Source organism: Streptomyces sp. NPDC018000 (assembly GCF_044328025.1).
Taxonomy (GTDB): Bacteria; Actinomycetota; Actinomycetes; order Streptomycetales; family Streptomycetaceae; genus Streptomyces.
The window spans coordinates 247,544-273,453 of the sequence record NZ_JBIRGM010000002.1 but is presented as its reverse complement, the minus strand read 5'-3'; the positions used below and the strand labels follow the sequence as shown (position 1 = coordinate 273,453).

Sequence of the window (25,910 nt, the reverse complement as noted above, 5' to 3'; positions counted from 1 at the left end):
AACACGGTGCCGATAACGGGGGACGTTGTGGAGCATGGCAACCGGCGTCCCATGGAGGTCTTTTACGGGGCACGCAGCGATCACCACCTCCACGACATCGACACGATGATGCGGCTCCAGAAGACTTATCCCTGGCTCGCGGTGCGGCCGGTGGTCTCCACCGGCCAGGGAACGGGGGCAGTCTGAAGGGGCTATTGCCCGAGGCCGTGCGCCAGTGCGGCCCGTGGCACGAGTAAGACGCCTATCTCTTGGGACCGCCTGGCATGATCCGCAGCAGCGTGAATGTGCTCAGGGGCATCGGCATGCCGGCCGAGCGCATTCGGCACGACTCCGTCGAGGAACTGGCTACCACCAGCCCCGACTGATCCCGGGAGCGGAAGCTCAGCACTGCCCCAGGAAGAGGCGGCTGTCAGCCCTGAACCCGGAAGCGGCGGCCGGTCAGCCCAGGTCAGACGCGTGCATCGCCCGTACGCCCTCGATATTGCCGTCCAGATAGTGCCGCAGTGACAGCGGTACGAGGTGAACGGCAGCGATTCCCATACGGCTGAACGGCACCCGCACGACGTCGTACCCCCCGCAGGGATCCTCGATCTCGGGGCCGTGGCGCCGGGACGGGTCCATCGACTCCAGTCGGCAGACGAAGAAGTGCTGGACTTTGACGCCCTTCACTCCACCGCCCTCGATGTGCTCCACGGTGTCGACGAAGCAGGGGACCACATCGGTGATCTTGGCGCCGAGCTCCTCGTCCACCTCACGGTGCAGGGCGTCGACGACGGTTGCATCCTCGGGTTCGACCCCGCCACCCGGCGTGAGCCAGTACGGATCCACCCCGGGCTTGGTGCGCTTGATGAGGATGAGGTCGTTGCCGTCGAGCAGGATGGCGCGTGCGGTGCGCTTGACCACAGGACGTTCGGTCATGGCAAGAGAGTGGCCCACGGAACCGGTTCTGAAACACCTGACCCGTGCTGGACCGCCCTGCGCTCACCAGTCGGCGGCAGCGCGCAGCAGCCACTCGTGCGCCCGCGCGATGTGCGGCAGCGCGAGTGTGCCGGTCCGCACGGCCAGGAAATAGGTGCGCAGCGGAGGCACGGGAGGATCTAGGAGCGCCACCACTTCACCCCGTTCCAACGCCCCCTCGCACAGATAGCGCGGCAGGACGGCGAGTCCGGCGCCCGCCGCGGTGCATTCCAGGACCGCCCGGAGATCCGGTGCGATGACGGTTCCCGCGACGGCGGGCCGGCTGTCGAAGACGGCGGCCCAGTAGCGGGAGACGAGCGGCAGGCTCTCGTGCACCTCCACGACCGGCAGCTGGTCGAGTACCACAGGCCCCTTGTGCCGCAAGGCCCCGGGCCCCAGGCGCCCGGCCCAGCGCGGCGCGGCGATCAGTACATGTTCTTCGTCGCAGAGCGGAGCCGCGGTGAGCAGCCCACCGCGCGGACGGGCTGTCGCAATGGCCAGGTCATGATGTCCGGCAGCCAGCCCCTCCAGCGTCTCCTCGGCGCTGGTGAAGTACGAACTGCGCAGGGCCAGACCCTGGGTGATGAGAGGGGTGAGCGCCGGCAGGGCGCGCATCGAAGTGAATTCCGGTGGCCCGGCCAGATGTAAAGTCCGTATGCCGGATTCCTCGTCGAGCTCGGTCTCGGCGATCTCGATCAGCGCGTCCAGGTGGGGCGCCACTCGGTGCGCGAGTTCGTCGCCGATGGTCGTCGGGGTCACGCCGCGGGCCCGGCGCAGGAAGAGTGGTCGGCCCAGCTGCCGCTCCAGGGTGCGGATCTGCGCGGTGACCGCGGGCTGGGAGAGGCCGAGCAGGGCAGCAGCCCTGGTGAAGGAACCGGCCCGGTGCACCGTGACGAATGTGCGTAGCAGCGCCAGGTCCATGTCCTGCCCTCCCTCCCACCGTCGCGACGCTTCGGACCCGTACAACTATAAATATGTAGATAGGTCGCTGTCGCTACGGTGATTGGACACTGACGGGGAGTCAATTAGCCTTGTTCATGCGGTTCTTCACGTGCAGAACCGGGACGGTCCGAGCCGCGAGGGGGGAGGCTCGGACCGTCTGTATCACCGGTCGGCTCAGCTTTCGCCCAGCGCGTCCAGTGCCCGTTCCACATCGGCCACCAAGTCGTCCGGGCTCTCGGCGCCGACCGAGAAGCGGATGAAGCCCTCCGGTACGGCGTCGCCGCGCCAGCGTGCCCGCCGCTCGGCGGTGGAGCGCACACCACCGAAGCTCGTCGCGTTATCGACCAGACGCAACTCGGTCAGAAAGCGCTCGGCCTGCTCGCGGTCGGGCAGTACGAACGACACCACGGAGCCGAAGCGCCGCATCTGACGCACGGCGTTCGGATGCGAAGGGTCCGTGGGCAGGCCGGGGTACCGCAGCCCGGTCACCTCCTGGCGCTTGACCAGCGCCTCGGCCAGGGCCAGGGCGGTGGCGCACTGCCGGTCGATCCGCAGCTCCAGCGTGGCCAGCGAACGGTGCGCGAGCCAGGCCTCCATCGGTCCCGGAATCGCGCCGACGACTTTGCGCCAGCGCCGTACACCCGCTGCCAGCTCGGGATCGCGGCAAGTCACATGGCCGAGCAGGATGTCTCCGTGCCCGGTCATGCCCTTGGTGTCACTGGCCACCGAGAAGTCAGCCCCCAGTTCCAGCGGGCGCTGGCCGAGCGGCGTGGCGAGGGTGTTGTCGACAGCCACCAGAGTGCCGGCCGCGTGCGCGGCCTCAACAAGCCGACGTACGTCGCAGACGTCGAGTCCGGGATTGGACGGGGTTTCGATCCACAGCAGCTTGGCGCCTTCGAGGACCGTCAGCTGGGCATCGCCGCCGGTCGGGGCGGTCCGCACCTCGACGCCGTACGCCTCCAACTGCTCACGCACCAGCGGCAGCGCCTGATATCCGTCGTCGGGCAGCACGACCACATCGCCGGTGCGCGACTGGGACAGCAGCACGGCCGAGACCGCCGCCATCCCGGAGGCGAAGACGGTGGTCTCGACCGGCTCCCCCGGTGCCTCCAACTCACCGATGGCGCGCTCCAGATGCGTCCAAGTCGGATTGGTGTCCCGGCCGTAGGTGTACGGACCGGTCGGTTCGCCGCAGAGATGAAAGTGCGCGGCGAAGACCGGTCCGGGCAGCGTGGGCTCGAACTGCTCCGGTTCGGGCAGCCCGGCCCGTACCGCACGGGTTCCGTCACCCACGGTGTTCATATTGCTTCACTCCCTGGTGAGCCACCGGTCCGGCCTGCACTGTTTCAGTAGGTGTCGGGTCAGTCCTCGTCGGGCAGGACGACGTTCAGCGCCCACGACACGATCGAGATGATCAGGCCGCCGAGTACGGCGGTCCAGAAGCCGTCGACATGGAAGCTCAGGTTGAACTGACCGGCCAGCCAGGAGGTCAGCAGCAGCATGAGCGCGTTGACCACCAGGGTGATCAGCCCCAGCGTGAGGATGAAGAGCGGCAGGGTGAGCAGCTTCACGATGGGCTTGACCACAAAGTTCACCAGGCCGAAGAGCAGGGCGACCACGATCAGCGTGAGTGCCTTGCGCCCGGTGCTGCCGCCGTTCAGCGTGATGTCCTGGAGTAGCCAGATGGCCACGGCCAGTGCACCTGCGTTGGCGATCGTCTTGACTACGAAATTCTTCATGTGTCTGATCGTGACAGACACGATCGGTGGCGGACACCGGCAGGACAGAGGCAAGGGGCGGGACAGGCCATGAAGGCATTCAGGCTGGACGAACTGGAGGCGGAACGGGCCGCCAACGACGGCGCGTATCTGCAGTTCGTGAAGGAACGCAACATGTCCGTCGGTCTGTACGCACTGGATGCCGGCGAACTGGATCCGCAGCAGCCGCACAAGGAGGACGAGGTCTACTTCGTTGTCAGCGGCCGCGCCTCGATCACGGTCGGCATGGAAACCACGCAGGTGGGCAGAGGAAGCGTGGTGTACGTACCTGCCGGGGTGGCCCACAAGTTCCACCACATCACCGAGGACCTGCGGATCATGGTGGTCTTCTCCCCGCCGGAGAGCTGAGCCGCTTACACGGAGGGCCGGGCTCCGGTCTCAGGGATCCCTAGGGGGGCGATCAGGGGACTTCAAGGGCTGCGGAACCTCCGTCGGTCCCCTTTGCGCCTCTAGCATCGAAGTATCGAAACAGGAACTCACAGAGACGAGGCAAGGACGATGGCCGTGCGGGAGATATTCGCAGGGATGCCCTGGTGGGTGAAGTGGATCGCGGTGCCGGTCATCGCGATCGTCGTGTTCGGCGGTCTGATCGCCAGCGTGGTCGGGTTCGTGATCGGTCTGCTCTTCAAGGTTCTGGTCTTCGTGATCCTGGTCGGCGGACTCGTCTTCGTCGTACGCAAGTTCGTGTCGTCCTCCTCCTCGCGCAGCGACTGGTAGGACGATCGGAAGCCAGCCGGGTGATTAGCCCAGCTGGGCTAAGTGCAAGACGAAACGACCCTCTTTGCGGATGCGGCGGATATGGTGGCAGTCCGCTGCCGCCACCTGGGGAATTAACTGCCCGTCGCCACCCTGACCAGTGGTTTGTACGGCGTTCGGCCTCCGGACCCCAGTCATGCGGCGGTGTGTGGGGGCGGCCCCCACAGGCGGGCTGACCGCCCGTCACCATGCCTGGGGGTGACCGTTGACCACGGCATCGAGCACTGCTGTCCCGACGCTGATCGGTTCGGTTCAGCGAGCGCTTCGGCTGCTGGAAGCTGTGGGCGCTCATCGAGACGGGGCACCCGCGAAACAGCTGGCCAGGGAAGCGGGCCTTCCCCTTCCCACTGCCTACCATCTGCTGCGCACCCTGACCCATGAGGGCTATCTGCGCCGGGAGAACGGCGTGTTCTTCTTCGGGACCGCCGCTGAGCGACTGGTCGGCGAGGGTTCGCTGCAGAATCGTCGCAGCAGAATGACCGAGTCGCTGAGCCGCTGGCGCGACACCATTGGTGCACCGGTGTACTGCGCCGTCTACCGCGAGGGTGAGATCGAACTCATCGCGGTCGCCGACGACCCCGCCACGCCCGCGGTGGACGAGTGGGCGTCCTTCCGGGAGACCGGGCACGCCCATGCGATCGGCCAGTGTCTGCTGAGCCAACTCGACGAGAAGGCCCGTGACGACCATTTGGACCGGCACCCTGTGAGGCCGCTGACCCGCTACTCGGTGAGGGACCGCCCGGCGTTTCTTGAACGATTGCGGTCGTTGGAACGAATGGAACCTGTCATCGAACGACAGGAGTACGCCTTGGGGACGGTCTGCGCAGCCATTCCGATCACGGCCGGATTCACCGCTGCCGCGATGGCGATTTCGGTACCCCTGGAGCAGGAAGAGCGGTTGCTCCCCGCAGTCGAACAACTACGTGGCGAAGTGGCCAGCCTCTTGCGTTCGTTCGTGTTCTCTATCAGTATCTGAAAAATCACTCCTTGTGATCTGCTATCGCGTGCACCACGATGGCGTCAATAGGGCCATGGGGGATCATTCCTGGCCAGATTCATCTACTGCGGGGTTGGACGATGCGCGAGTCGGTTCAAGCTGAGGTCATGATGAGCTTCCTCGTCTCCGAGGAGCTCTCTTTCCGGATCCCGGTGGAGCTCCGGTACGAAGTACGCGATCCGTATGCGATCCGGATGACCTTCCATCTGCCTGGCGACGCCCCCGTCACCTGGGCATTCGGCCGTGAGCTGCTGCTCGACGGCCTCAACAGCCCCAGTGGTGACGGCGATGTGCATATCGGGCCCACGGAGCCCGAAGGGCTGTCCGATGTGCATATCCGACTGCAGGTGGGCACGGATCGCGCCCTCTTCAGAGCCGGTACGGCACCACTTGTGGCATTTCTTGACCGGACGGACAAGCTTGTGCCGCTCGGGCAGGAGTGCACGCTGGGTGACTTCGAGGGCAACCTGGAAGAGGCCCTGGGCCGGATCCTTGCCGAGGAACAGAACGCCGGCTGAAGAGCGCGGCGTCGCCGACCGGCCCGCCGGTCGAACGCAACACCTGCCGAATGGGTGAATCGCTCTCCGTAAGGAGGCGTTCAAGGCTTCGTCCTGCGACGACGGCCTTTCCCGGTCCGTACGGGTGCCGAAGCTCCGGCTTCCGCGCCGACCCCCGTGCGGTCCGCGGAGACGACCAGCGCAGCGAGCACCGTTGTCACCGGCACCGAGGCGACCAGTCCGATCGAACCGACCAGCGTTCGTACTATCTCCTCCGCCACCAGCTCGCTGTTGGCCACCGTCCCCACGCTGCTCTGGGCGATCGAGAACAGCAGCAGCAGCGGCAGTGCGGCGCCCGCGTAGGCGAGCACCAGCGTATTGACGACCGAGGCGATGTGATCGCGCCCGATCCTGATCCCTGCCCGGTAGAGCCCCCGAGCACCCATCGTCGGGTTCGCCTGGTGCAGCTCCCAGACCGCCGATGTCTGGGTGACCGTTACATCGTCGAGTACCCCGAGCGAGCCGATGATGACACCGGCCAGCAGCAGACCGCTCATGTCGATGTGCGGGTACAGGCCGTGGATGAGACCGGTGCTGTCGTCGGTGTTGCCGGTCAGGCTCGCCCAGCTGATGAATTGCGATCCGAGCAGCCCGATCAGCAGCAATGAGATCAGGGTGCCGATCACCGCGACCGATGTGCGGGCGGTCAGGCCGTGGCACATGTAGAGCGCGATCAGCATGATCGCGCTGGCGCCGACCACCGCGACGAGCAGGGGATTCGAGCCCTGGAGGATGGCTGGGAGGATGAACAGGGTCAGCACGGCGAACGATACGGCGAGCGCGACCAGTGCCATCACCCCGCGCATCCTGCCCACCGCGATCACGGCCAGGGCAAAGATCCCGGCCAGCAGCGTCATCGGGAACTTCCGGTTCACGTCCATCACCGAGTACTGCAGTTCACGGGGTGCGTCGGGGGCGTACGCCACGACCACGTCCTGCCCCTCGCGTAACTGACGGGGTGCATCGGGCTGGACGATCTCGGCGAAGATCCGGCCTTTGTCGTGGCCGGTCCTTACCTCGACGGTGGCCTTCGCGCACAGCCCGGGTCCGCTCCCCGACGACGGGGTGCTCTCGCCGCCGACGGGCGTCTGGGCGGCGTTCACGTCCTTGCAGTCCACCTTGTCGATGTTCACCACCTTTCCCTGCTGGGTCTGCCGGTCGAAGCCGACGCCGGTCCGCTCGTGCGAGGGCGCGCCGCCAGGCCAGAGCACCACCAGGCCGACGACGACCGCGGTGGCGAACGGGATGAGCACGGCCGCGATGACCTTGCGCAGATGCTTGGAGACGGGCGCGGCAGGGCCGTGGCTGTGCGAGTGGCCGTGCTGATGGCCCTGCGGTTCGGTGTCGATACGGGTGGACGTCACCGGCCGATCATCGCAAGGCGGGAAGGACCCTCTGTTCATTACGTCGGACAGGGCGCTAGCGTGGAGGAACCTTTGCACACGCGGGAGCTCGGAGCACCGGGCTGAGAGGGCGCTGATATCCGTACATCCGTACGGGAGAGGCTGCGCCGACCGCCGAACCTGTTACCGGGTAATGCCGGCGTAGGGAGTAGGTCTCATGACCACATCGGACGCACGCACGCCTGCCTCGAACCAGAGCGACGAGGCCGGGAAGTCCATCGGCTGGCACAAGGGGTACGCCCAGGGCTCACGCCCGGACATCCGGGTGCCGGTTCGTCAGGTGCACCTCACCAACGGCAAGGACGTGACACTGTACGACACGTCCGGGCCGTACACCGATCCCACCACCGAGACCGATGTCCGTCGCGGGCTCGCACCGCTGCGGGAGAACTGGATCATCGCGCGCGGCGACACCGAGGAGTACCCGGGCCGCCCCGCCTGCCCCGAGGACGACGGGCTCAAGCACACCTCGCCGCGAATGGGGTCTCCCCTGCTTGAGCGAAGCCGAGAGCTTGGGGAAGGGCTGCGCAACCTTGACGCGGTCTTCCCCGGCCGCCCGCGCCTGCCCCGTCGCAGCCGGGACGGGCAGCCGGTGACCCAGCTCGCGTACGCCCGCCGGGGTGAGATCACCCCGGAAATGGAGTACGTGGCGATCCGGGAGAACGTCGAACCCCAGGTGGTGCGCGAGGAGATCGCCGCGGGCCGGGCCGTGCTGCCGGCCAACGTCAACCACCCCGAGACCGAGCCGATGATCATCGGTAAGCGGTTCCTGGTGAAGGTCAATGCCAACATCGGCAACTCCGCGGTGACGTCCTCCATCGAGGAGGAGGTGGAGAAGATGACATGGGCGACGCGCTGGGGCGCCGACACGGTCATGGACCTTTCCACCGGGCGCAACATCCACACCACCCGTGAGTGGGTTCTACGCAACTCCCCCGTGCCGATCGGCACCGTTCCCCTCTACCAGGCCCTCGAAAAGGTCGATGGCCGAGCCGAGGAGCTGACCTGGGAGATCTACAAGGACACCGTTATCGAGCAGGCCGAGCAGGGCGTCGACTACATGACGGTCCACGCCGGCGTGCGCCTGCCGTATGTCCCGCTGACCGCCCGCCGCAAGACCGGCATCGTCTCCCGCGGCGGCTCGATCATGGCAGCGTGGTGCCTCGCACACCACAAGGAGTCGTTCCTGTACGAGCACTTCGAGGAGCTCTGCGAGATCCTCGCCACGTACGACGTGACGTATTCGCTGGGCGACGGGCTGCGCCCCGGCTCGATCGCCGATGCCAACGACGAGGCCCAGTTCGCCGAACTGCGCACGCTCGGTGAACTGAACACGATCGCCAAGCGGTTCGGTGTCCAGACCATGATCGAGGGCCCGGGCCATGTGCCGATGCACAAGATCAAGGAGAACATCGACCTCCAGCAGGAGATCTGCGAGGAGGCGCCGTTCTACACGCTCGGCCCGCTGACCACCGATGTCGCCCCGGCATACGACCACATCACCTCGGGCATCGGTGCGGCGCTGATCGCCTGGTGGGGCACGGCGATGCTCTGCTATGTCACTCCCAAGGAGCACCTCGGTCTGCCCAACCGGGACGATGTGAAGACCGGCGTCATCACGTACAAGATCGCGGCTCATGCGGCGGACCTCGCCAAGGGGCACCCGGGGGCGCAGGCCTGGGACGATGCGCTCTCCGACGCCCGTTTCGAATTTCGCTGGGAGGACCAGTTCAATCTGGCTCTCGACCCGGTCACGGCGCGGGAATTCCACGACGAGACGCTGCCGGCCGAGCCGGCGAAGACGGCGCACTTCTGCTCGATGTGCGGCCCGAAGTTCTGTTCGATGAAGATCTCCCAGGACATCCGTCGTGAACACGGCGGTTCCCAGGCGGAGATCGACGCGGGCATGGCGGAGAAGTCCAAGGAGTTCGCGGCGGCCGGCAACCGGGTCTATCTGCCGGTTGCGGACTGAGCCCGCCCGACGGCGTGGATGAGTGGCGGAGGCCTGCCGCAGGCCTTCGCCACTCATCGGCTGTTCTCTGTGAGCGCACAGCGGGATCCGGACGGTCAGCACCGAAGCGGCGACGAGTGGGGTGCCTGGATGAAAACCAGGTGATCATGGCGTTTGCGCATTCGTAGGATCCGCGCATGAGTGACATCGCGGTGGAGAAGACCGAGGCAGACCGACAGTCGTGCTGGAGGGGGCGGAGGGTCGCATTCGTTCCCGTCGAAGTCGATGACGCCGAGCTGCTGCAGGAGTGGCGGTCGGATCCGGCAACCGCCCATGCGATGGGCATCTGGCCGCGTTCGCTCTCGTCGCTGCGTGAGCGCATCGAGCGCGATCACGACGACCAGGACTGTGACAACTTCATCGTCGTGCTTCCCGACGGCACACCTGTCGGTCACACAGCCCTGACCGAGCAGAACGTTGCCGACGGTACGGCCGACGTCGAATTGATGCTGGCTCCGCAGCACCGCGGTCAGGGATACGGCACGGACGCACTTGATGCGTTGACGGATCTGGCGTTCGGCGAGTTGCCCATGCACCGCCTCCAAGCGGTCACCCACACGGACAACGCGGCCGCGCTCGCCGTCCTCGCCAAGTCGGGTTTTGTCCAGGAGGGGATACGTCGCTCGGCCTGCCTGCACCGGGGTCGCCGCCATGATGTCGCGGTGCTCTCATTGCTCCGTCCCGAATGGGAGGCACTGGCGCGTCCGAAGGCCTGGGACCTCTGACCCACGCTGGTTCCGGCACTCGGCTTGGGTTCGACGAAGGAGCCGTACCGGCGTCCTCGGGGTCGGCGCCGGACCCGGTCAGTCCGGTTCGTGCTCGGGTGCGCCGAAGTCGGGGCTGGTGAAGTCCGGGCTGGTGAACGTCGGGCGGGGGCCCGCCGGGCCATCGTCCGGACTGGAGAAGTCCGGCCGACTGTAGCCGATCTTCGGGATGCGGTTCGCCGAACGGTGCGGCGTGCGCGACGCGCGGCCGGCATCGGGGTCGGCGAGCGCGTCCCGCAGGAACGGCAGGATGCCGCGCTCCAGCAGTGCGTGGCGCCATGCCTCTCGGGCGCGCGCCACATCCTCCGGCAACTCGATATCGGCATCTTCGGCGGGCTGCGACGTCGACCCGTTGCGCAGCGCGGTGATGAGCAGTCCTACGGCCGCGGCCAGGATGGCGGCGGCCATGACCGCTGCGAAGAACCAGCCTGTGGCGACCATCGTGGAGGCGAAGGACGGCGGCGGATTGAGCAGTTTCAGCAGATAGCCGGACAGTAGGAATATGAACGCGGCGGTGCCGGCCAGCACGGGCGCCAGGACCGTGACGACGGCTCCTATGCCGGCGCCCGACTGGTTCCGGCTGTCCGTGCCGGACTCGGGGTGCGACTCCTGGCTCGCCCCTTCGGCCGGTCCGCGCAGTTCCTCGCGGGCCTTCACATAGTGGTTGTATTCGGCGGCGGCCGTCTCGGTGATCAGTGCCGTGGCGTCCAGCGCCATGGTGCGCAGCTGCACCGCATTGAGCCGCTCGCCGACTGCGGCCAGATCCGGTCGTTCATGGGCGTGACGCAGTGCGTCGTCGAGGATCCGCTCGTACTCGGGGCGGTCCTCGGTCAGCAGGTGCGGAGCGCTGTTCATGTGCATCCCCCGATGCTCCGTAGGGCCTGAGTACCCGCTGGGACCGGGCAGTTGGGCGGAAACGGAGGAGAGCCTGCTACTGATACGCCGATGGTAAAGCGCCCACGGCACGAGGTGACAGGGGGTTTCCGGAAATAGGCCCAGCGGTCGGCGTGGTCAGGTCGTGGATGCGTCTTCCCAGAAGAACGTCAGTCATGCAGGGGCAGCTGGACGACCAATAGCTTTCCGGCCATGGTCACACCGCCGTCCATGGCGATGGCGAGCCCGTCCGCGTACACGTGAGGGCCTTCGACGACGGGGCCGGAACCGTCTTCGCCGTCCTCTGAGCCGACCTCGCCGAGAAGGTATGGAATGGGGCTGTGACCATGGACGATGCGCTGCCCGCCGTAGGCCGACATCAGCTCCCGGACGGCCTGCGGACCCGCCTCGTCGCGGAAGGCGAACCGCTTGGTGAGCTTCCGGAAGAGGTCCCAGCATTCATCGGCGTCGTTACGCGTGAGAATGGCGTGCACGGCGTCGTTGACGTCCTCGATGGTGGTGCCGTAGTCGAGGTACGCCGTCGTGTCGGAGTGCATCAGCAGATGCCCGTCCTCCTCGACGATCGCGTCGAGCCGGGACATCCACTGGAGGTGGACGTCCTGAAGACGCTCCATGTCATTCTTCTGGCCGCCGTTGAGCAGCCAGGCGGCCTGGAACGTGGCGGTGCCCGCGCCGGAGTTCACCGGGGTGTCGCCGAACCGCTTGGCGCCGATGAGCAGTAGTTCGTGATTGCCCATCAGGGCCTTGCAGTAGCCGCCGGCGGCCGCGGCCTCGGCGGAGAGACGCATCACGAGGTCGATGACGCCGATGCCGTCGGGGCCCCGGTCGGTGAAGTCGCCGAGGAACCAGAGCCGGGTATTGCCCGCGGCCCAGTTGCCCCCGGCATCGATGAGGCCCTGTTCGGCGAGGGCGGCGTGGAGTTCGTCCAGATAGCCGTGGACATCGCCGACGACGTACAGCGGTCCGAGACCCGGATCCGGGACGGGCCGGGGGTCGGGGACGGCCCGCACCTGGACGGTGTCACCGCGATTGATCACGGGAAGGTCGCGCGCGGTGGGTGTGTACCCCTCCGGCAGCTCGTCTCCCGGAACGGCATTGCCCGGGTGCGGAGGCGAAGGCGGCACCGGAGTCTGCGCATAGGGCGGTACGCGGAAGTCACGCAACGTCGCAGTCCGCACCACGGGTTCCTGACCGGCCCCCTGTGTCATCGACCCCTCCACCACCGTCGCGCCGCCGTACACCTGACGGGCCCTGCTGGTCGGGCGGTCCGCGGTGTCGTGCGCCCCATCATAGGAATGCGGATCGTGCTGTGTGACGCACCAGGGGTGGTGAATCCGGGCGCACATCAGGTTCACCGGCCGTTTGGTCCGAATTGGCCTGATCAATCCCCGGCGGGGGAGCGCGGTGCGCTGACCGTGGTGCGGGGCGGACGGCGTTGCGAGGAGGTCCGGACGATGAGTTCTGTCGGTACGACCTGCTCCACCGGTCCGTCCTGATCCACGCCTTCGATGGCGTCGATCAGGAGCTGGACGACCGCCGTGCCGATTCTGCGCGGCTTTAGCGAGAGTGTGGTGATGGGGGGCTCGGTCGTCGCGTACACGGTGGACTCGCTGCAACAGACCAGCAGAAGGTCCTCAGGGACGCGCAGACCGTACCGGCGCGCGGCTGCCAGCAGATCGGTGCCATTGGGATCGAAAAGCCCGTAGACGGCGTCGGGCCGGTCCGGGCGGGCGAGGAGCCGGTCGGCGGCGACCGCACCCGCGCGCGGGTCGTGGGCGGGGTAGGACTCGTACACCGGTTCCTGGCCCACGCGCTCGCACCAATGCAGGTACGCGGTGGTGGAGAGGCGGGTGTACGTGTCGGTGGTGGTGCCGGTGAGCAGGCCGATGCGGCGGGCCCCGGCGGCGGCGAGATGGTCGAGCAGGTCGAGCACGGCGGCTCGGTGGTCGTTGTCGACCCAGGCGGTGACCGGAAGGGTTCCGGCCGGACGTCCGTCCGAGACGACGGGCAGCCCTTGGCGTACGAGCTCCGTGACGACCGGGTCCTGGTCGGAGGGGTCGATCACGACGGTGCCGTCGAGAGCGACGTTCGACCAGACGTCGTGGCGTGAGGTGGCCGGCAGGATGACGAGGGCGTAGCCGCGGGCGAGCGCGGCGGAGGTGGCCGCTCTGGCCATCTCGGCGAAGTAGGCGAATTCGGTGAAGGTGAAAGGTTCGTCCCCGTAGGTCGTCACGGTCAGGCCGATGAGGCCGGACTTCCCGGTACGGAGGGTTCGGGCCGCGGCGGAAGGGCGGTAGCCCAGGCGCTCTGCGACCTCGCGGACATGGCGGCGGGTGGCGTCCGGGAGCCTGCCCTTGCCGTTGAGCGCGTCGGAGACGGTCGTGATGGAGACCCCGGCGGCGGCGGCCACATCCCGGATTCCCGCTCGTCCTTGCCGACCGCCGCGCCGGGGTGTCTCCGTCCGGCTCACGTGGTGTTTCCCTGCTGCTGTCATGGCGAGCCGATATTAGGTCTCGGACGGGAGGTTGGCCTGGTCGCATATTCACTCGTCGACAGGCACGTTTCTGCATGATCATAAAGGGTCAAATGTCTTGCAAATTAAGGGCGTTGACGGGATCTCCCACAGTGTGTCATGCATCGAACCCGATGGGCCTACTAAATGGTCGATGTCTCGAAGAGTCCTCATCTCACCTCTTCGAGGGACGCGCGCCACGGAGTGAGCCACCGGCGCACATCAGTCAGAGAAAGCGCTCCCCCCATTCCCGGTCGCACCGGACGAGTGGACGCTCCGGCCATTCGCAGCAGCGCTCGATCCTCATAAGGTGAGCAGTATTGATGTGTACAGACGGTCGAGGAGGACCTGCGGTGAGTGAGACGAGCCCCAAGCTGCGCGCCGAGCTGGACGGCGTCCCCGCCTATGTACCGGGCAAGCCGGCTGCCGCCGGCGGGCCGGTTGCGTTCAAGCTGTCCTCCAACGAGAACCCGTATCCGCCGTTGCCCGGGGTGATGGAGTCCGCACTGGCCGCGGCTGCGAACTTCAATCGCTACCCGGACATGGCCTGCACCGGTCTGATGAACGAGCTGGCCGACCGTTTCGGCGTGCCCGTCTCGCACCTCGCCACCGGAACCGGCTCGGTCGGTGTGGCGCAACAACTGCTCCAGGCCACTTCGGGCCCGGGCGACGAGGTCATCTATGCCTGGCGCTCCTTCGAGGCCTACCCGATCATCACGCAGGTCAGCGGTGCGACCTCGGTGAAGGTGCCGCTGACCGACGGTGAGGTGCACGACCTCAACGCGATGGCGGACGCGATCACGGACCGCACCCGGATGATCTTCGTCTGCAACCCGAACAACCCGACCGGCACCGTGGTGCGCCGGGCCGAGCTGGAGCGGTTCCTGGACCGGGTGCCGGGCGATGTCCTGGTGGTGCTCGACGAGGCGTACAGGGAGTTCATCCGCGACGTCGAGGTGCCGGACGGCATCGAGATCTACCGGGACCGGCCCAATGTGGCGGTGCTGCGGACGTTCTCCAAGGCGTACGGACTGGCCGGTCTGCGGGTCGGTTTCGCCGTTGCCCACGAGCCGGTGGCGGCCGCGCTGCGCAAGACGGCGGTGCCCTTCGGGGTCAGCCAGCTTGCACAGGACGCGGCGGTGGCCTCGCTGCGTGCCGAGGACGAACTGCTGGGGCGGGTCGGCTCCTTGGTGTGCGAGCGCGACCGGGTGCAGCGGACGCTGGCGGACCAGGGGTGGGCCGTGCCGGAGTCCCAGGCGAACTTCGTCTGGCTGCGGCTCGGGGACCGTACCGCCGACTTCGCGGCGATGTGCGAGCGGGCCGGCGTGGTGGTCAGGCCATTCGCGGGCGAGGGTGTGCGCGTCTCGATCGGGGAGGAGGAGGCGAACGACCTGTTCCTGAAGGTGACGGAGTCGTACCGCCAGGCGCTGTAGAGCGGCACAGGCCGCCTGCGCACACCGGAAGGTCAGGGCCCCGTACCTCGTTCGTCGAGGTACGGGGCCTCTGCGTTCGAGGCCTGAGAGGTGCCCGGAACGCAGCTTCCCGGTTGTCTGCTTCGGGGCAGATTGATCGGAACATCCCAAGAGGGGTACCCCGCCCGAACGTCCCGAAAGTCCGTGCGTCATAATTGTTTGTGAATGTGAACGCGTTCACAAGCGTGTCTTGTTTCCTCCCGTGACTAATCGGATTTAAAGGGCAAACTGCCGGTGTGACTACGGCGACGTAAGGAGAAGACGACGTGGAGCTAGCTCTGGCGCCGGAAACCCTGGCGCGATGGCAGTTCGGTATCACCACCGTCTACCACTTCCTGTTCGTCCCACTGACGATCTCTCTCGCCGCGCTCACCGCCGGCCTGCAGACCGCCTGGGTCCGGACGAACAACGAGAAGTACCTCAGAGCGACGAAGTTCTGGGGCAAGCTCTTCCTGATCAACATCGCCATGGGTGTCGTCACCGGCATCGTCCAGGAGTTCCAGTTCGGCATGAACTGGTCCGACTACTCGCGCTTCGTCGGCGACATCTTCGGCGCCCCGCTCGCCTTCGAGGCACTCATCGCCTTCTTCTTCGAGTCCACGTTCATCGGACTGTGGATCTTCGGCTGGGACAGGCTGCCGAAGAAGATCCATCTCGCCTGTATCTGGATGGTCTCCATCGGGACCTTCCTGTCTGCGTACTTCATCCTGGCGGCCAACTCCTGGATGCAGCATCCGGTCGGCTACGAGATCAACGAGGAGCGCGGCCGGGCCGAGCTCACCGACTTCTGGCAGGTGCTCACCCAGAACACCGCGGTTGCCCAGTTCTTCCACACCATTACCGCTGCCTTCCTCGTCGGAGGCGCGTTCATGGTCGGCATCGCCGCCTTCCATTTGGCGCGCAAGAAGCACATTCCGGTGATGCGGACCTCGCTGCGGCTCGGACTGGTCACCGTGGCGATCGCTGGACTGCTCACCGCCATCAGCGGTGACCAGCTCGGCAAGGTCATGTTCAAGCAGCAGCCGATGAAGATGGCCGCCGCTGAGGCGCTCTGGGAGGGGCAGGACTCGGCGCCCTTCTCGCTCTTCGCGGTCGGTGACGTGGCCAAGGGGCACAACACCGTCGAGGTCTCCATTCCGGGGGTACTTTCCTTCCTCGCGGACGGCGATTTCAACTCGTACGTCCCCGGCATCAACGACATCAACAAGGCCGAGCAGGAGAAGTTCGGCCCCGGCGACTACCGCCCCAACATCCCGGTCGCGTTCTGGAGCTTCCGTTGGATGATCGGCTTCGGGATGGCGTCCTTCGCCCTCGGTCTCCTCGGACTGTGGCTGACGCGGCGGAAGTTCCTGCTGCCGCCGGCGATGCGGACCGGTGAGGACGAAGTGCCCCATCTGGTCCTCTTCAGGAACAAGGCCCTCAGTCCGAAGCTCACCAAGTGCTATTGGATCCTCGCGCTCTGGACGCTGCTCTTCCCGCTGATCGCCAACTCCTGGGGCTGGATCTTCACCGAGATGGGCCGCCAGCCCTGGGTCGTCTACGGCGTGTTCGAGACCCGCGACGCGGTCTCCCCCGGCGTCTCGCAGGCCGAGGTGCTCACCTCGATGATCGGCTTCACCCTGCTCTACGCCGCGCTCGCGGTGATCGAGGTCAAGCTGCTTGTGAAGTACATCAAGGCCGGACCGCCGGAGCTCACGGAGGCCGACCTCAACCCGCCTACCAAGATCGGCGGCGACGACCGTGACGCCGACCGGCCGATGGCCTTCTCCTACTGAGAGCAGAGGAGCTGAGAGATGGAACTCCACGACGTCTGGTTCGTACTCATCGCCGTCCTCTGGACCGGCTACTTCTTCCTGGAGGGATTCGACTTCGGGATCGGTGTTCTCACCAAGCTGCTGGCCCGCGACCGCAAGGAGCGGAGGGTCCTGATCAATACGATCGGGCCTGTCTGGGACGGCAACGAGGTATGGCTGCTCACCGCGGGCGGTGCAACCTTCGCCGCCTTCCCCGAGTGGTATGCCACCCTGTTCTCCGGCTTCTATCTGCCGCTGCTGATCATCCTGGTCTGTCTGATCGTGCGGGGCGTCGCCTTCGAGTACCGGTCGAAGCGTCCCGAGGAGAGGTGGCAGACCAACTGGGAACACGCGATCTTCTGGACCTCGCTGATCCCGGCCCTGCTCTGGGGCGTCGCCTTCGGGAACATAGTGCGCGGCGTGAAGATCGATGCCAGCATGGAGTACGTAGGTAACTTCTGGGATCTGCTCAACCCGTACGCCATCCTCGGTGGACTGGTCACGCTCTCCCTCTTCACCTTCCACGGTGCGGTGTTCGCGGGGCTCAAGACCGTCGGGGACATCCGGGAGCGGGCGCGCAAGCTGGCGCTCAAGCTGGGGCCGGTCACCGCGGTGCTCGCACTCGGCTTCCTGATCTGGACCCAGATCGACAACGGCGACGGCTGGAGCCTGCTGGCGATGATCATCGCCGTGGTGGCGCTGGTCAGTGCGATCGGCGCGGTCGCGGCGGGACGTGAAGGCTGGTCGTTCGCGCTCTCCGGCGTGACCATCGTGGGTGTGGTCGCGATGCTCTTCCTGACGCTCTTCCCGAACGTCATGCCGTCCTCGCTGAACGACGCCTGGAGCCTCACGGTCACCAACGCCTCGTCCACCCCGTACACGCTGAAGATCATGACCTGGTGCGCAGGGATCGCCACCCCGATCGTCCTGCTCTACCAGGGCTGGACGTACTGGGTGTTCCGTAAGCGCATCGGTACGCAGCACATCGCCGAAGCCCACTGAACGCACCTGGGGCCTGTCCGACCCTGAACCGCCGGGCAGGCCCTGATCCGCCGACCGAGCTCACTGGGGGCTGTTTCACGTGAAACCGATCGACCCGCGCCTGTTCCGCTACGCCCGCGCCACTCGCCTCTTCCTGGCAGCAGTGGTGGCACTCGGAGTTGTCGGGGCGGCGCTGGTCATCGCCCAGGCCATGCTCATCGCCGAAGTGGTGGTGGGCGGGTTCGAGGACGGACTGACCGTCTCCGGACTGCGGACTCCGCTGATCCTGCTTGCGGCCGTCGCGCTCGGCCGGGGGCTGGTCTCCTGGCTGACCGAACTGGCCGCGTACCGGGCCAGTGCGGCGGTCAAGTCCGAACTCCGCGGCCGACTTCTGGAGCGGGCCGCGGCGCTCGGGCCCGGCTGGCTGAGCGGGCAGCGCACCGGCTCCCTGGTTGCGCTCGCCACCCGTGGTGTCGACGTCCTCGATGACTACTTCGCGCGCTATCTGCCGCAGCTCGGACTCGCGGTGGTCGTCCCGGTGGCGGTCCTTGCCAGGATCGTCACCGAGGACTGGGTCTCGGCAGTGATCATCGTGGTCACACTGCCACTCATCCCGCTCTTCATGATCCTGATCGGCTTGGCCACCAAGTCGCGGATGGACCGCCAGTGGCAGCTGTTGTCCCGGCTCTCCGGGCACTTCCTCGATGTGGTCGCCGGACTGCCGACGCTGAAGGTCTTCGGCCGGGCCAAGGCACAGGCCGAATCCATCCGCACCATCACCTCGCAGTACCGGCGGGCCACGCTGCGGACGCTGCGGATTGCGTTCCTGTCGTCCTTCGCACTGGAGCTGTTCGCGACCCTGTCGGTGGCCCTTGTCGCCGTCACTATCGGCATGAGGCTCGTGAACGGCGAGCTCGACCTCTACACCGGCCTGGTGGTGCTGATCCTGGCGCCCGAGGCCTATCTGCCGATCCGCCAGGTTGGCGCGCAGTATCACGCGGCTGCCGAGGGGCTCTCGGCCGCGGAGGAGATCTTCTCGGTCCTGGAGACCGAGCCCCGGCCGGGCGGGACTGCGGACATTCCGGAGTCGCTGCGGCTTGAGCTGGAGGGGGTGACCGTACGACACGAGGGCCGTACCGAACCTTCCCTGGACAGAGCCTCGTTGATGGTGGACGAGGGAGAGATAGTTGCCCTGGTCGGCCCGAGCGGCGTGGGGAAGTCCACTCTGCTCGATGTGGTGCTGGGATTCACGGCACCCGACGAGGGACGGGTACGGATCGGGGGCGTCGATCTGGCGACAATGGCACCCGAGCGCTGGCGGGAACGGATTGCCTGGGTGCCGCAGCGCCCGTATCTCTTCGCGGGCACGATCGCGGAGAACGTACGGCTGGCCCGGCCGGACGCGGACGACGACGCCGTGATGGCGGCGCTGCGGGACGCGGGGGCACACGACTTCGTGGCGGAACTGCCGGACGGCGCGCAGACGCTTCTCGGCGAGGACGGTTCGGGCCTCTCCGCCGGCCAGCGCCAGCGTCTCGCGCTCGCCCGGGCCTTCCTCGCCGACCGGCCGCTGCTGCTGCTCGACGAGCCGACCGCGAGCCTGGACGGCGAGACGGAAGCGGGCATCGTCGAGGCGGTACGGAGACTGGCGGAGGGACGGACCGTGCTGCTGGTCGTGCACCGCCCGGCGCTGCTCTCGGTGGCCGACCGGGTGGTGACACTGGAACCGGGCGTGACACTTCGGCCGGAGAAGCCCGAGACGTCCGCCGCGGTGCCACAGCCGACAAGCGCACCCGCCGACGAAAGTGACGCGGTACCGGAGCCCGGTGCGCTGCGGGACACCGCGGCCCGCTCGGGTCAGGTTTTGGCCCGGGTCAGGGAGGCCGCAGGGGCACAGCGCGGACGGCTGGCGCTCGCGCTGCTGCTGGGAAGCCTCGCCCTGGGCTCGGCCGTCGGACTCATGGCTGTCTCCGGCTGGCTGATCTCCCGCGCCTCCGAACAGCCCCCGGTGCTCTATCTGATGGTCGCTGTTACCGCGACCCGTGCTTTCGGTATCGGCCGAGCCGTCTTCCGCTACGCCGAGCGCCTGGTGTCGCACGACGCCGTGCTCAAGATGCTCGCCGAGCTGCGCGTCGCGGTCTACCGAGGGCTGGAGCGCATCGCGCCGGCCGGTCTGCGCCGCACCCGGCGCGGGGACCTGCTCTCCCGGCTCGTCGCCGATGTCGACGCCTTGCAGGACTACTGGCTGCGCTGGCTGCTGCCGGCCGGGACCGCCGTCGTCGTAGGGGCGGCGGCCGCCGGATTCATCGGCTGTCTGCTGCCTGCGGCAGGCGTCGTGCTGGCCGCCGGGCTGCTGCTGGCCGGAGTGGGAGTGCCGTTGATCAGCGGCGCCTGCTCCCGCCACGCGGAACGCCAACTGGCTCCGGCACGCGCCGATCTGGCCACCCGGATCACGGACCTGCTCGGCGGGACCGCCGAACTGACCGTTGCGGGCGCCCTGCCCACCTGCTCGGAGCGGACCCAGGAGGCCGACGGCGTCCTGACTCGCATAGCTGCCCGCGCGGCCACCGCCACCGCGCTCGGCGGCGGTCTCATCGCTCTGATCAGCGGCCTCACCGTCGTCACCACCGCGCTCGTCGCCCTCCCCGCCGTGTACGACGGGCGGCTTGCGGGCGTGGATCTCGCGGTGGTGGTACTCACGCCGCTGGCCGCCTTCGAGGCCGTGACCGGTCTGCCGCTCGCCGTGCAGTACCGGCAGCGGGTCAAGCGGAGTGCGGAGCGGGTGTACGAGGTGCTGGACGCCCCGCTGCCCGTGCGCGAACCCGGCAGCCCGGCCGAGACACCCGAATCGCCCTTCCCGCTGGAGGTAAAGGGGCTGTCGGCACGGTACGCGGGAGCCGAGCGGGATGCCTTGGACGCCGTCGACCTGAGGCTGACGGCCGACCGGCGCATTGCCGTCGTCGGGCCCTCCGGCTCGGGGAAGACGACCCTCGCGCAGGTCCTGCTCCGCTTCCTGGACGCACGGGCGGGGACGTACCGGATCGGCGGTGTCGAGGCCTCCGCGCTGGAGGGGGACACGGTCCGGCAGTTCGTCGGGCTGTGTGCCCAGGACGCCCATATCTTCGACAGTTCCATCCGGGAGAACCTCAGGCTGGCCCGTACCGAAGCGACGGATGAGGAACTGCGGGACGCTCTCGACCAGGCTCGGCTGCTCGACTGGGCCGAGGCGCTGCCCGACGGGCTCGACACCCTCGTCGGCGAACACGGCGCACGCCTCTCCGGCGGCCAGCGCCAGCGCCTCGCCCTGGCCCGGGCGCTCCTCGCCGACTTTCCCGTACTCGTTCTCGACGAGCCCGCGGAACATCTCGACCTGGCGACCGCCGACGCACTGACCGCGGACCTGCTGGCCGCCACCCGGGGGCGTACGACGGTATTGATCACCCACCGCCTCCAAGGGCTCGAAGCCGTCGATGAGGTGGTGGTGCTGGATGCCGGCCGGGTCGTGCAGCGGGGACCGTACGCCGATCTCGCCGCTGAGGAGGGGCCGTTGCGCCGGATGCTGGAGCGTGAGCGGGAGACCGTAGGGGTGCCCGAAGAAGCCGTGGGTGTGCGGGCATGAGCAGGACGGCACGATAGCCGACTTTCCCCACCAATAGGGACTAACTAGTCTCGAGGTATGCCAGAGCAGGAGCCGAAGGACTCACTCGAAGCCGCGACACAGGCGACCCGCAGCCTGCAGGGCCTGTCCACCGAACTCACCGCCCGTGTACCGCAGCTGCTGGAAGCCATGCGTTCCGTCGGCACGGGCCTCGAACTGCACTCCACCCTTGACCGGATCTGCGAGACGGCAGCGGACCTCGCCCACTCCCGCTACGCCGCCATCGGCGTTGTCGACGAGGAGGGTGCGGGGCTCTCCGATTTCGTCACGTACGGAGTTTCGGACGAGGTGGCGCACAAGATCGGCCACCGCCCGGACGGGCTCCGGGGATTGCTCGGCGCACTGATCCACGCCCCGGTACCGGTGAAGCTGGCCGATCTGACGGCCGATCCGAGGTTCGCCGGCTTCCCGCCCGGCCATCCGCCGATGCGGAGCTTCCTCGGCGTCCCGATCCGGGTACAGGGAGAGATCTTCGGAAATCTCTATCTGGCCGAGAAGTGCGACGGGGGCGAGTTCAACGACTACGACCTGCACATGGTGCGCGTACTCGCCACGGAGGCCGGGATAGCCATCGGCAACGCCCGGCTGTACGAAGCGGCACGCCAGCGCGAGCGGTGGATCGACGGCTCGGTGGCCGTGACCACCGCCCTGCTGTCCGGCGGTGACGCCGATGACGCGCTCTCCGTCGTTGCCGAACAGGCCCGCCGTCTCGCCGCGTCCGCCGCCGGGATCGTGCTGCTGCCGACCGAGGAGGGCGGCTTGGAGATCGTCGCCGTCTCCGCGGACAACACCGCCGCCCAGTTGGGGCTGATCATCGGGCCGGAGAGCCCGGTGGTGGCGAAGCTGCTGCGCGGTGAGGCGGTCTTCGTGGACGACTCGGCCGACGATCCCCGCATGGTCTCCACGCTGGCCCACCGGTTCGGCCCCAACATGCTGCTGCCCCTGCACAGCGGTGGACGGGTGCTGGGCGCGCTCGCCACCCCTCGCGCCCGGGGCGAGAGACCGTTCACGGAGACGGAACGGACTCTTGCCACCCAGTTCGCCTCGCAGGCCGCACTCGCGCTGATGATGGCCGAGGCACAGCGGGACCGGGAGCGGCTCGCGGTGTACGAGGACCGCGACCGGATCGCCCGCGATCTGCACGACCTGGTGATCCAGCGGCTGTTCGCCACCGGGATGATGTTGGAGAGCGCCCAGCGCCGGTCGGTCGTGCCCGAGGTGCAGACGGGTGTCGGCCGGGCGGTTGACGAACTGGACGTGACCATCCAGGAGATCCGTACCGCGATCTTCGCACTTCAGCAGGAACCGGCCGAGGCGCCGTCCGGGCTGCGGACCCGTGTGCTGCGCGAGATCAACATGGCGGCGGTGCCGCTGGGCTTCAAGCCTTCGCACCGCTTCCTCGGCCCGGTCGACTCGCTGGTCGGCGAGCTGACCGGCAAAAACCTGATCGCTGCGCTGCGGGAGGCGCTGTCCAACGCCTTCCGGCATGCCGAGGCGTCGTTGATCGACGTGGTCGTCGATGCGACCGCCACGCTTCCCGACGGGAGGGACGCGGTGCGGCTGTCGGTTGCCGACGACGGGGTGGGTATCCCGGAGGGTGGCCGGCGCAGCGGGCTGCGGAATCTGGCGAGCCGGGCGGAATCCCTCGGCGGTGCGAGCTGGTTCGGGCCCGGTATCGGGGAGAACGGGTGCGGCACGACGGTGGTGTGGGAAGCGCCGATCTGAGGGCGGTCGGGCGCTCAGGGGCCCGGCCGGCAAAGGCGCTGCCGGGCGCGGGCCTCAGCGTGCCGCATCAAACGTCCGGCGCTCGGCGAGGATCCGCTCGATGACAACCGCGACGCCGTCGTCGCTGTTGGTGGCGGTCCGGCCGGAGGCAGCGGTGAGTGCGGCCGGGTGGGCGTTGCCCATCGCGTACGACGTGCCCGCCCAGCGCAGCATGTCCACGTCGTTGGGCATGTCTCCGAAGGCGACGACCTCGGCGGGAGAGATGCCGCGCTCGGCGCAGCAGAGCGCCAGGGTGCTGGCTTTGGAGACTCCGGGGCCACTGACTTCCAACAGGGCCGTTGGGCTGGACCGAGTGAAGGAGGCCAGGCCGCCTGCTGCCGTTCGGGCCAGGGCGAGGAAGTCGTCCGGGGCCAGTTCGGCGTGGTGGGCGAGGAGCTTCAGCACGGGGGCGCCGGTGCCTGGCGTCTCCTCGTGGAGCAGCTTCTCGGCGATGGCGACGGTGGCACCCGGGTCCACCTGGAAGGGCGGGTAGGCCGGTTCGTAGTGGATGCCGGTGGTCAGTTCGACTGCGAAGGAGGTGCCGGGGGCGGCGGCGCGCAGTGTGTGCACGACGTCGAGGGCGATGTCGCGCTCCAGCGGGCGGACCTTGACCAGTTTGCCGTCCGCGTGCAGATCCGCGACCGCGGCGCCGTTCGCGCAGATCGCCAGGCCGTGGCCGTGGACATGGTCGCTGACGACATCCATCCAGCGGGCCGGGCGTCCGGTGACGAAGAAGACCTCGATACCGGCCTCCTCGGCGGCGGCGAGTGCGGCGACCGTACGGTCCGAGACCGTCTTGTCGTCGCGCAGCAGAGTGCCGTCCAGGTCGGTGGCGATCAGCCGGGGAGCAGCAGGCGAAGGCGAGTCGGTAGCTGAGGTCACGCGCCCATTCTCGCGTACGAAGGCGCACGGGCGTGCACAGGGGCGCACATATGAGGATGCGCGCCCTTGACCAGGAGAACATGCCTTATGCATATGCCAACGGTCCTGAGCGGTCGCGCCGCGTCGATCGGCGCGGCGCGTCGGTCCGGTCGGCGGCCGTGCCGGGCCTGTCAGCGGCCGAGCTGGGCCAGGCCCTCGGTGGCGATCCGCTCGAAGACCTTCTCGTCCGCCGCGAAGTCGGAGTCGGGGATCGGCCAGTGAATGACGATCTCCGTGAAGCCCAGTCCGAAGTGAGTGCCCGCGAAATCCACGAAGGCGTCGAAGGATCGCAGCGGGCGGTCCGGTGTGAAACCGGTGAGAAGGATCTTGTCCAGCTCGGCGACATCGCGGTCGACGGACTCGCAGGCCGTGCCCAGCTTGGTGAGCTGCCCGCGGATGGCCTCGACGGACTGCTCCGGGGTGCCCGCTTCGTACAGCTTCGGGTCGCCCGTGGTGACCCAGGCCTGGCCGTACTGCGCAGCGAGCTTCATCCCGCGAGGCCCGGTGGCGGCCACTGCGAACGGCAGCCGGGGCCGCTGCACACAGCCGGGGATGCTCCGGGCCTCGTTCGCCGCGTAGAACCGGCCTTCGTATGTCACCGAGGGCTCCCGCAGCAGCTGGTCGAGCAGCGGTACGAACTCATCGAAGTGGTCGGCCCGCTCGCGCGGCGTCCACGCCTGCTCGCCGCTCCGGCGCAGCGTCGTGGCATCGAAGCCGTTGCCGCCCGCGCCGATGCCAAGGGTGACGCGTCCGTCGGAGACGTCGTCCAGCGTTATGAGGTCCTTGGCGAGCGTGACGGGGTGCCGGAAGTTGGGGGAGGTGACGAGGGTGCCCAGGCGCATTCGCCGTGTGGCGGCAGCCGCGGCGGTGAGGGTCGGTACCGCGCCGAACCACGGGCCGTCGCGGAAGGTCCGCCACGACAGATGGTCGTAGGTGTAGGCGGCGTGGAACCCTATTTCCTCGGCGCGCTGCCAGACCTTTTGGCCCTCGCTCCAGCGGTGGACAGGAAGAATCACAGTGCTCAGACGCATGGCTACGACCATACGGGTCCGAAAACCGGTGGGCCCGCCTTCGTGGAGGCGCACCAGCACTGGCGGACCGGCCGTGGGATCAGTCGCGCAAACGCAGGAACGCGGGCGGTACGGCAGCGGTGAGCCAGACTCCGTTGGCGCTGACGTAGAAGGTGTGGCCCGCGCGGCGCATCGCGGCCGCGTCCACCGACAGGACGACGGGGCGGCCGCGCCGGGCGCCGACCGCCGTCGCCGTCTCGCGGTCGGGTGAGAGATGGACGTGTGTGCGGTCCATGGGGCGCAGGCCCTCGCTGCGGATCGCGTCCAGCGCACGGCCCACCGTGCCGTGGTAGAGGTAAGCGGGCGGCTCGGCCGGCGGAAGAGCGAGATCGACCGGGACGGTGTGGCCCTGGCTCGCACGAATGCGGCCGTCCTCCACGGCGAAGCGCTGCTTGTCGTTGACGGCGACGACGTGGTCGAGTTCGGCCCGGGTGAGGGGGAAGCTGTTGCGAGCGGTGGCGCGCAGCAGTTCGTCGATCGTCACCCAGCCGTTGGCGTCGAGTGTGATTCCGATCCGCTCCGGTTGGTGCCGCAGGTGCTTCGAGAGGTACTTGGACACCTTCACAGTGCGTTTGTCGTCCATCCCGTCAGAGTGCCCGCGGCGGTTGCTCACTCGCATCCGGATTTCACCCCGATTCACTACAGTAATTTTATTCGCTGTAGCAATTTTCGTCCACAGG

The 25,910-nt window shown here is 67.8% G+C and carries 22 protein-coding genes, 1 pseudogene and 1 riboswitch; of the genes and pseudogenes, 12 read left to right on the top strand and 11 right to left on the bottom strand.

Annotation, left to right across the window (positions count from 1 at the left end; genetic code table 11):
- Nucleotides 1–21 precede the first annotated feature (21 nt).
- A pseudogene (locus tag ACH4EW_RS05790) lies at nucleotides 22–365 on the top strand (flavohemoprotein); the annotation flags it as partial.
- A 73-nt stretch (nucleotides 366–438) separates the two neighbouring features.
- On the opposite strand, the gene ACH4EW_RS05785 reads toward ACH4EW_RS05790, so the two are convergent.
- The 4 genes from ACH4EW_RS05785 to ACH4EW_RS05770 all read right to left on the bottom strand — a co-directional run bounded on the left by ACH4EW_RS05785 (nucleotide 439) and on the right by ACH4EW_RS05770 (nucleotide 3,638).
- The gene (locus tag ACH4EW_RS05785; protein ID WP_398251901.1) at nucleotides 439–918 is read right to left on the bottom strand and encodes an NUDIX domain-containing protein; all 480 of its coding nucleotides are present in this window, start codon (nucleotides 916–918) and stop codon (nucleotides 439–441) included.
- Between the two features lie 63 nt (nucleotides 919–981).
- Nucleotides 982–1,878, bottom strand: coding sequence for a LysR family transcriptional regulator (locus tag ACH4EW_RS05780; protein ID WP_398251898.1), 897 nt, complete (start codon nucleotides 1,876–1,878; stop codon nucleotides 982–984).
- Nucleotides 1,879–2,073: 195 nt separating this feature from the next.
- Nucleotides 2,074–3,201, bottom strand: coding sequence for a cystathionine gamma-lyase (locus tag ACH4EW_RS05775; RefSeq protein WP_398251895.1), 1,128 nt, complete (start codon nucleotides 3,199–3,201; stop codon nucleotides 2,074–2,076).
- A gap of 59 nt (nucleotides 3,202–3,260) precedes the next feature.
- Nucleotides 3,261–3,638 carry a phage holin family protein gene (locus tag ACH4EW_RS05770; RefSeq protein WP_398251892.1) on the bottom strand — a complete coding sequence of 126 codons (378 nt, stop codon included), beginning with the start codon at nucleotides 3,636–3,638 and terminating at the stop codon, nucleotides 3,261–3,263.
- Nucleotides 3,639–3,707: 69 nt separating this feature from the next.
- On the opposite strand from ACH4EW_RS05770, the gene ACH4EW_RS05765 reads away from it, so the two are divergent.
- The 4 genes from ACH4EW_RS05765 (at nucleotide 3,708) to ACH4EW_RS05750 (ending at nucleotide 5,948) form a co-directional block, all read left to right on the top strand.
- Entirely contained in the window at nucleotides 3,708–4,025 is a 318-nt protein-coding gene (locus ACH4EW_RS05765; RefSeq protein ID WP_398251889.1) for a cupin domain-containing protein, read from the top strand.
- A gap of 156 nt (nucleotides 4,026–4,181) precedes the next feature.
- Nucleotides 4,182–4,394 (top strand): DUF5326 family protein, encoded by a 213-nt coding sequence (locus ACH4EW_RS05760; protein WP_398251887.1) that lies wholly within the window; start codon nucleotides 4,182–4,184, stop codon nucleotides 4,392–4,394.
- A 244-nt stretch (nucleotides 4,395–4,638) separates the two neighbouring features.
- Nucleotides 4,639–5,409, top strand: a complete 771-nt coding sequence (locus tag ACH4EW_RS05755) for an IclR family transcriptional regulator (protein WP_398251883.1) — start codon at nucleotides 4,639–4,641, stop codon at nucleotides 5,407–5,409.
- 101 nt (nucleotides 5,410–5,510) lie between these two features.
- On the top strand, nucleotides 5,511–5,948 hold the full coding sequence (locus ACH4EW_RS05750) for an SsgA family sporulation/cell division regulator (protein ID WP_398251880.1): 438 nt from the start codon (nucleotides 5,511–5,513) through the stop codon (nucleotides 5,946–5,948).
- 80 nt (nucleotides 5,949–6,028) lie between these two features.
- Here ACH4EW_RS05750 and ACH4EW_RS05745 read toward each other — a convergent pair whose 3' ends face one another.
- Nucleotides 6,029–7,351, bottom strand: a complete 1,323-nt coding sequence (locus ACH4EW_RS05745) for a YibE/F family protein (protein ID WP_398251877.1) — start codon at nucleotides 7,349–7,351, stop codon at nucleotides 6,029–6,031.
- A gap of 70 nt (nucleotides 7,352–7,421) precedes the next feature.
- A riboswitch (TPP riboswitch) is annotated at nucleotides 7,422–7,555 on the top strand.
- Between ACH4EW_RS05745 and thiC the strand changes: the two genes are divergently transcribed.
- Both thiC and ACH4EW_RS05735 read left to right on the top strand, forming a co-directional pair.
- The gene (gene thiC / locus ACH4EW_RS05740; RefSeq protein ID WP_398251874.1) at nucleotides 7,548–9,362 is read left to right on the top strand and encodes a phosphomethylpyrimidine synthase ThiC; all 1,815 of its coding nucleotides are present in this window, start codon (nucleotides 7,548–7,550) and stop codon (nucleotides 9,360–9,362) included. It overlaps the preceding riboswitch by 8 nt.
- Nucleotides 9,363–9,538: 176 nt before the next feature.
- Nucleotides 9,539–10,126, top strand: coding sequence for a GNAT family N-acetyltransferase (locus ACH4EW_RS05735; RefSeq protein ID WP_398251871.1), 588 nt, complete (start codon nucleotides 9,539–9,541; stop codon nucleotides 10,124–10,126).
- A gap of 78 nt (nucleotides 10,127–10,204) precedes the next feature.
- Here the strand turns inward: ACH4EW_RS05735 and ACH4EW_RS05730 are convergent, their stop codons facing one another.
- From ACH4EW_RS05730 to ACH4EW_RS05720, 3 genes are all read right to left on the bottom strand, one after another.
- On the bottom strand, nucleotides 10,205–11,026 hold the full coding sequence (locus tag ACH4EW_RS05730; protein ID WP_398251869.1) for a hypothetical protein: 822 nt from the start codon (nucleotides 11,024–11,026) through the stop codon (nucleotides 10,205–10,207).
- Nucleotides 11,027–11,208: 182 nt separating this feature from the next.
- Nucleotides 11,209–12,267, bottom strand: coding sequence for a metallophosphoesterase (locus ACH4EW_RS05725; RefSeq protein WP_398251867.1), 1,059 nt, complete (start codon nucleotides 12,265–12,267; stop codon nucleotides 11,209–11,211).
- A 173-nt stretch (nucleotides 12,268–12,440) separates the two neighbouring features.
- Nucleotides 12,441–13,553: a LacI family DNA-binding transcriptional regulator gene (locus tag ACH4EW_RS05720; RefSeq protein WP_398251865.1), complete on the bottom strand. Its 1,113-nt coding sequence runs from the start codon at nucleotides 13,551–13,553 to the stop codon at nucleotides 12,441–12,443.
- A gap of 371 nt (nucleotides 13,554–13,924) precedes the next feature.
- On the opposite strand from ACH4EW_RS05720, the gene hisC reads away from it, so the two are divergent.
- The 5 genes from hisC (at nucleotide 13,925) to ACH4EW_RS05695 (ending at nucleotide 23,200) form a co-directional block, all read left to right on the top strand.
- On the top strand, nucleotides 13,925–15,004 hold the full coding sequence (hisC, locus tag ACH4EW_RS05715) for a histidinol-phosphate transaminase (RefSeq protein ID WP_398251863.1): 1,080 nt from the start codon (nucleotides 13,925–13,927) through the stop codon (nucleotides 15,002–15,004).
- Between the two features lie 305 nt (nucleotides 15,005–15,309).
- On the top strand, nucleotides 15,310–16,818 hold the full coding sequence (locus ACH4EW_RS05710; RefSeq protein WP_398251860.1) for a cytochrome ubiquinol oxidase subunit I: 1,509 nt from the start codon (nucleotides 15,310–15,312) through the stop codon (nucleotides 16,816–16,818).
- A gap of 18 nt (nucleotides 16,819–16,836) precedes the next feature.
- Nucleotides 16,837–17,838, top strand: a complete 1,002-nt coding sequence (cydB, locus tag ACH4EW_RS05705) for a cytochrome d ubiquinol oxidase subunit II (protein WP_398251857.1) — start codon at nucleotides 16,837–16,839, stop codon at nucleotides 17,836–17,838.
- 79 nt (nucleotides 17,839–17,917) lie between these two features.
- Nucleotides 17,918–21,436, top strand: coding sequence for a thiol reductant ABC exporter subunit CydD (gene cydD, locus ACH4EW_RS05700; protein WP_398251854.1), 3,519 nt, complete (start codon nucleotides 17,918–17,920; stop codon nucleotides 21,434–21,436).
- Between the two features lie 57 nt (nucleotides 21,437–21,493).
- A complete protein-coding gene (locus ACH4EW_RS05695) occupies nucleotides 21,494–23,200 on the top strand; it encodes a GAF domain-containing sensor histidine kinase (RefSeq protein WP_398251851.1) in 1,707 nt (568 codons plus the stop codon).
- Between the two features lie 54 nt (nucleotides 23,201–23,254).
- Here ACH4EW_RS05695 and ACH4EW_RS05690 read toward each other — a convergent pair whose 3' ends face one another.
- From ACH4EW_RS05690 to ACH4EW_RS05680, 3 genes are all read right to left on the bottom strand, one after another.
- On the bottom strand, nucleotides 23,255–24,121 hold the full coding sequence (locus tag ACH4EW_RS05690; protein WP_398251848.1) for an HAD hydrolase family protein: 867 nt from the start codon (nucleotides 24,119–24,121) through the stop codon (nucleotides 23,255–23,257).
- Between the two features lie 170 nt (nucleotides 24,122–24,291).
- Nucleotides 24,292–25,203: an LLM class flavin-dependent oxidoreductase gene (locus ACH4EW_RS05685; RefSeq protein WP_398251845.1), complete on the bottom strand. Its 912-nt coding sequence runs from the start codon at nucleotides 25,201–25,203 to the stop codon at nucleotides 24,292–24,294.
- Between the two features lie 67 nt (nucleotides 25,204–25,270).
- Complete coding sequence (locus tag ACH4EW_RS05680) at nucleotides 25,271–25,813, bottom strand: RNA 2'-phosphotransferase (RefSeq protein ID WP_398251842.1); 543 nt, start codon at nucleotides 25,811–25,813, stop codon at nucleotides 25,271–25,273.
- Nucleotides 25,814–25,910: the final 97 nt, after the last annotated feature.

Coding starts and splice junctions, on each gene's coding strand:
- ACH4EW_RS05785 (WP_398251901.1), bottom strand. CDS start 918: ATGACCGAACGTCCTGTGGTCAAGCGCACCGCACGCGCCATCCTGCTC.
- ACH4EW_RS05780 (WP_398251898.1), bottom strand. CDS start 1,878: ATGGACCTGGCGCTGCTACGCACATTCGTCACGGTGCACCGGGCCGGT.
- ACH4EW_RS05775 (WP_398251895.1), bottom strand. CDS start 3,201: ATGAACACCGTGGGTGACGGAACCCGTGCGGTACGGGCCGGGCTGCCC.
- ACH4EW_RS05770 (WP_398251892.1), bottom strand. CDS start 3,638: ATGAAGAATTTCGTAGTCAAGACGATCGCCAACGCAGGTGCACTGGCC.
- ACH4EW_RS05765 (WP_398251889.1), top strand. CDS start 3,708: ATGAAGGCATTCAGGCTGGACGAACTGGAGGCGGAACGGGCCGCCAAC.
- ACH4EW_RS05750 (WP_398251880.1), top strand. CDS start 5,511: ATGCGCGAGTCGGTTCAAGCTGAGGTCATGATGAGCTTCCTCGTCTCC.
- thiC (WP_398251874.1), top strand. CDS start 7,548: ATGACCACATCGGACGCACGCACGCCTGCCTCGAACCAGAGCGACGAG.
- ACH4EW_RS05735 (WP_398251871.1), top strand. CDS start 9,539: ATGAGTGACATCGCGGTGGAGAAGACCGAGGCAGACCGACAGTCGTGC.
- ACH4EW_RS05730 (WP_398251869.1), bottom strand. CDS start 11,026: ATGCACATGAACAGCGCTCCGCACCTGCTGACCGAGGACCGCCCCGAG.
- ACH4EW_RS05725 (WP_398251867.1), bottom strand. CDS start 12,267: ATGACACAGGGGGCCGGTCAGGAACCCGTGGTGCGGACTGCGACGTTG.
- ACH4EW_RS05720 (WP_398251865.1), bottom strand. CDS start 13,553: ATGACAGCAGCAGGGAAACACCACGTGAGCCGGACGGAGACACCCCGG.
- cydB (WP_398251857.1), top strand. CDS start 16,837: ATGGAACTCCACGACGTCTGGTTCGTACTCATCGCCGTCCTCTGGACC.
- ACH4EW_RS05695 (WP_398251851.1), top strand. CDS start 21,494: ATGCCAGAGCAGGAGCCGAAGGACTCACTCGAAGCCGCGACACAGGCG.
- ACH4EW_RS05685 (WP_398251845.1), bottom strand. CDS start 25,203: ATGGTCGTAGCCATGCGTCTGAGCACTGTGATTCTTCCTGTCCACCGC.
- ACH4EW_RS05680 (WP_398251842.1), bottom strand. CDS start 25,813: ATGGACGACAAACGCACTGTGAAGGTGTCCAAGTACCTCTCGAAGCAC.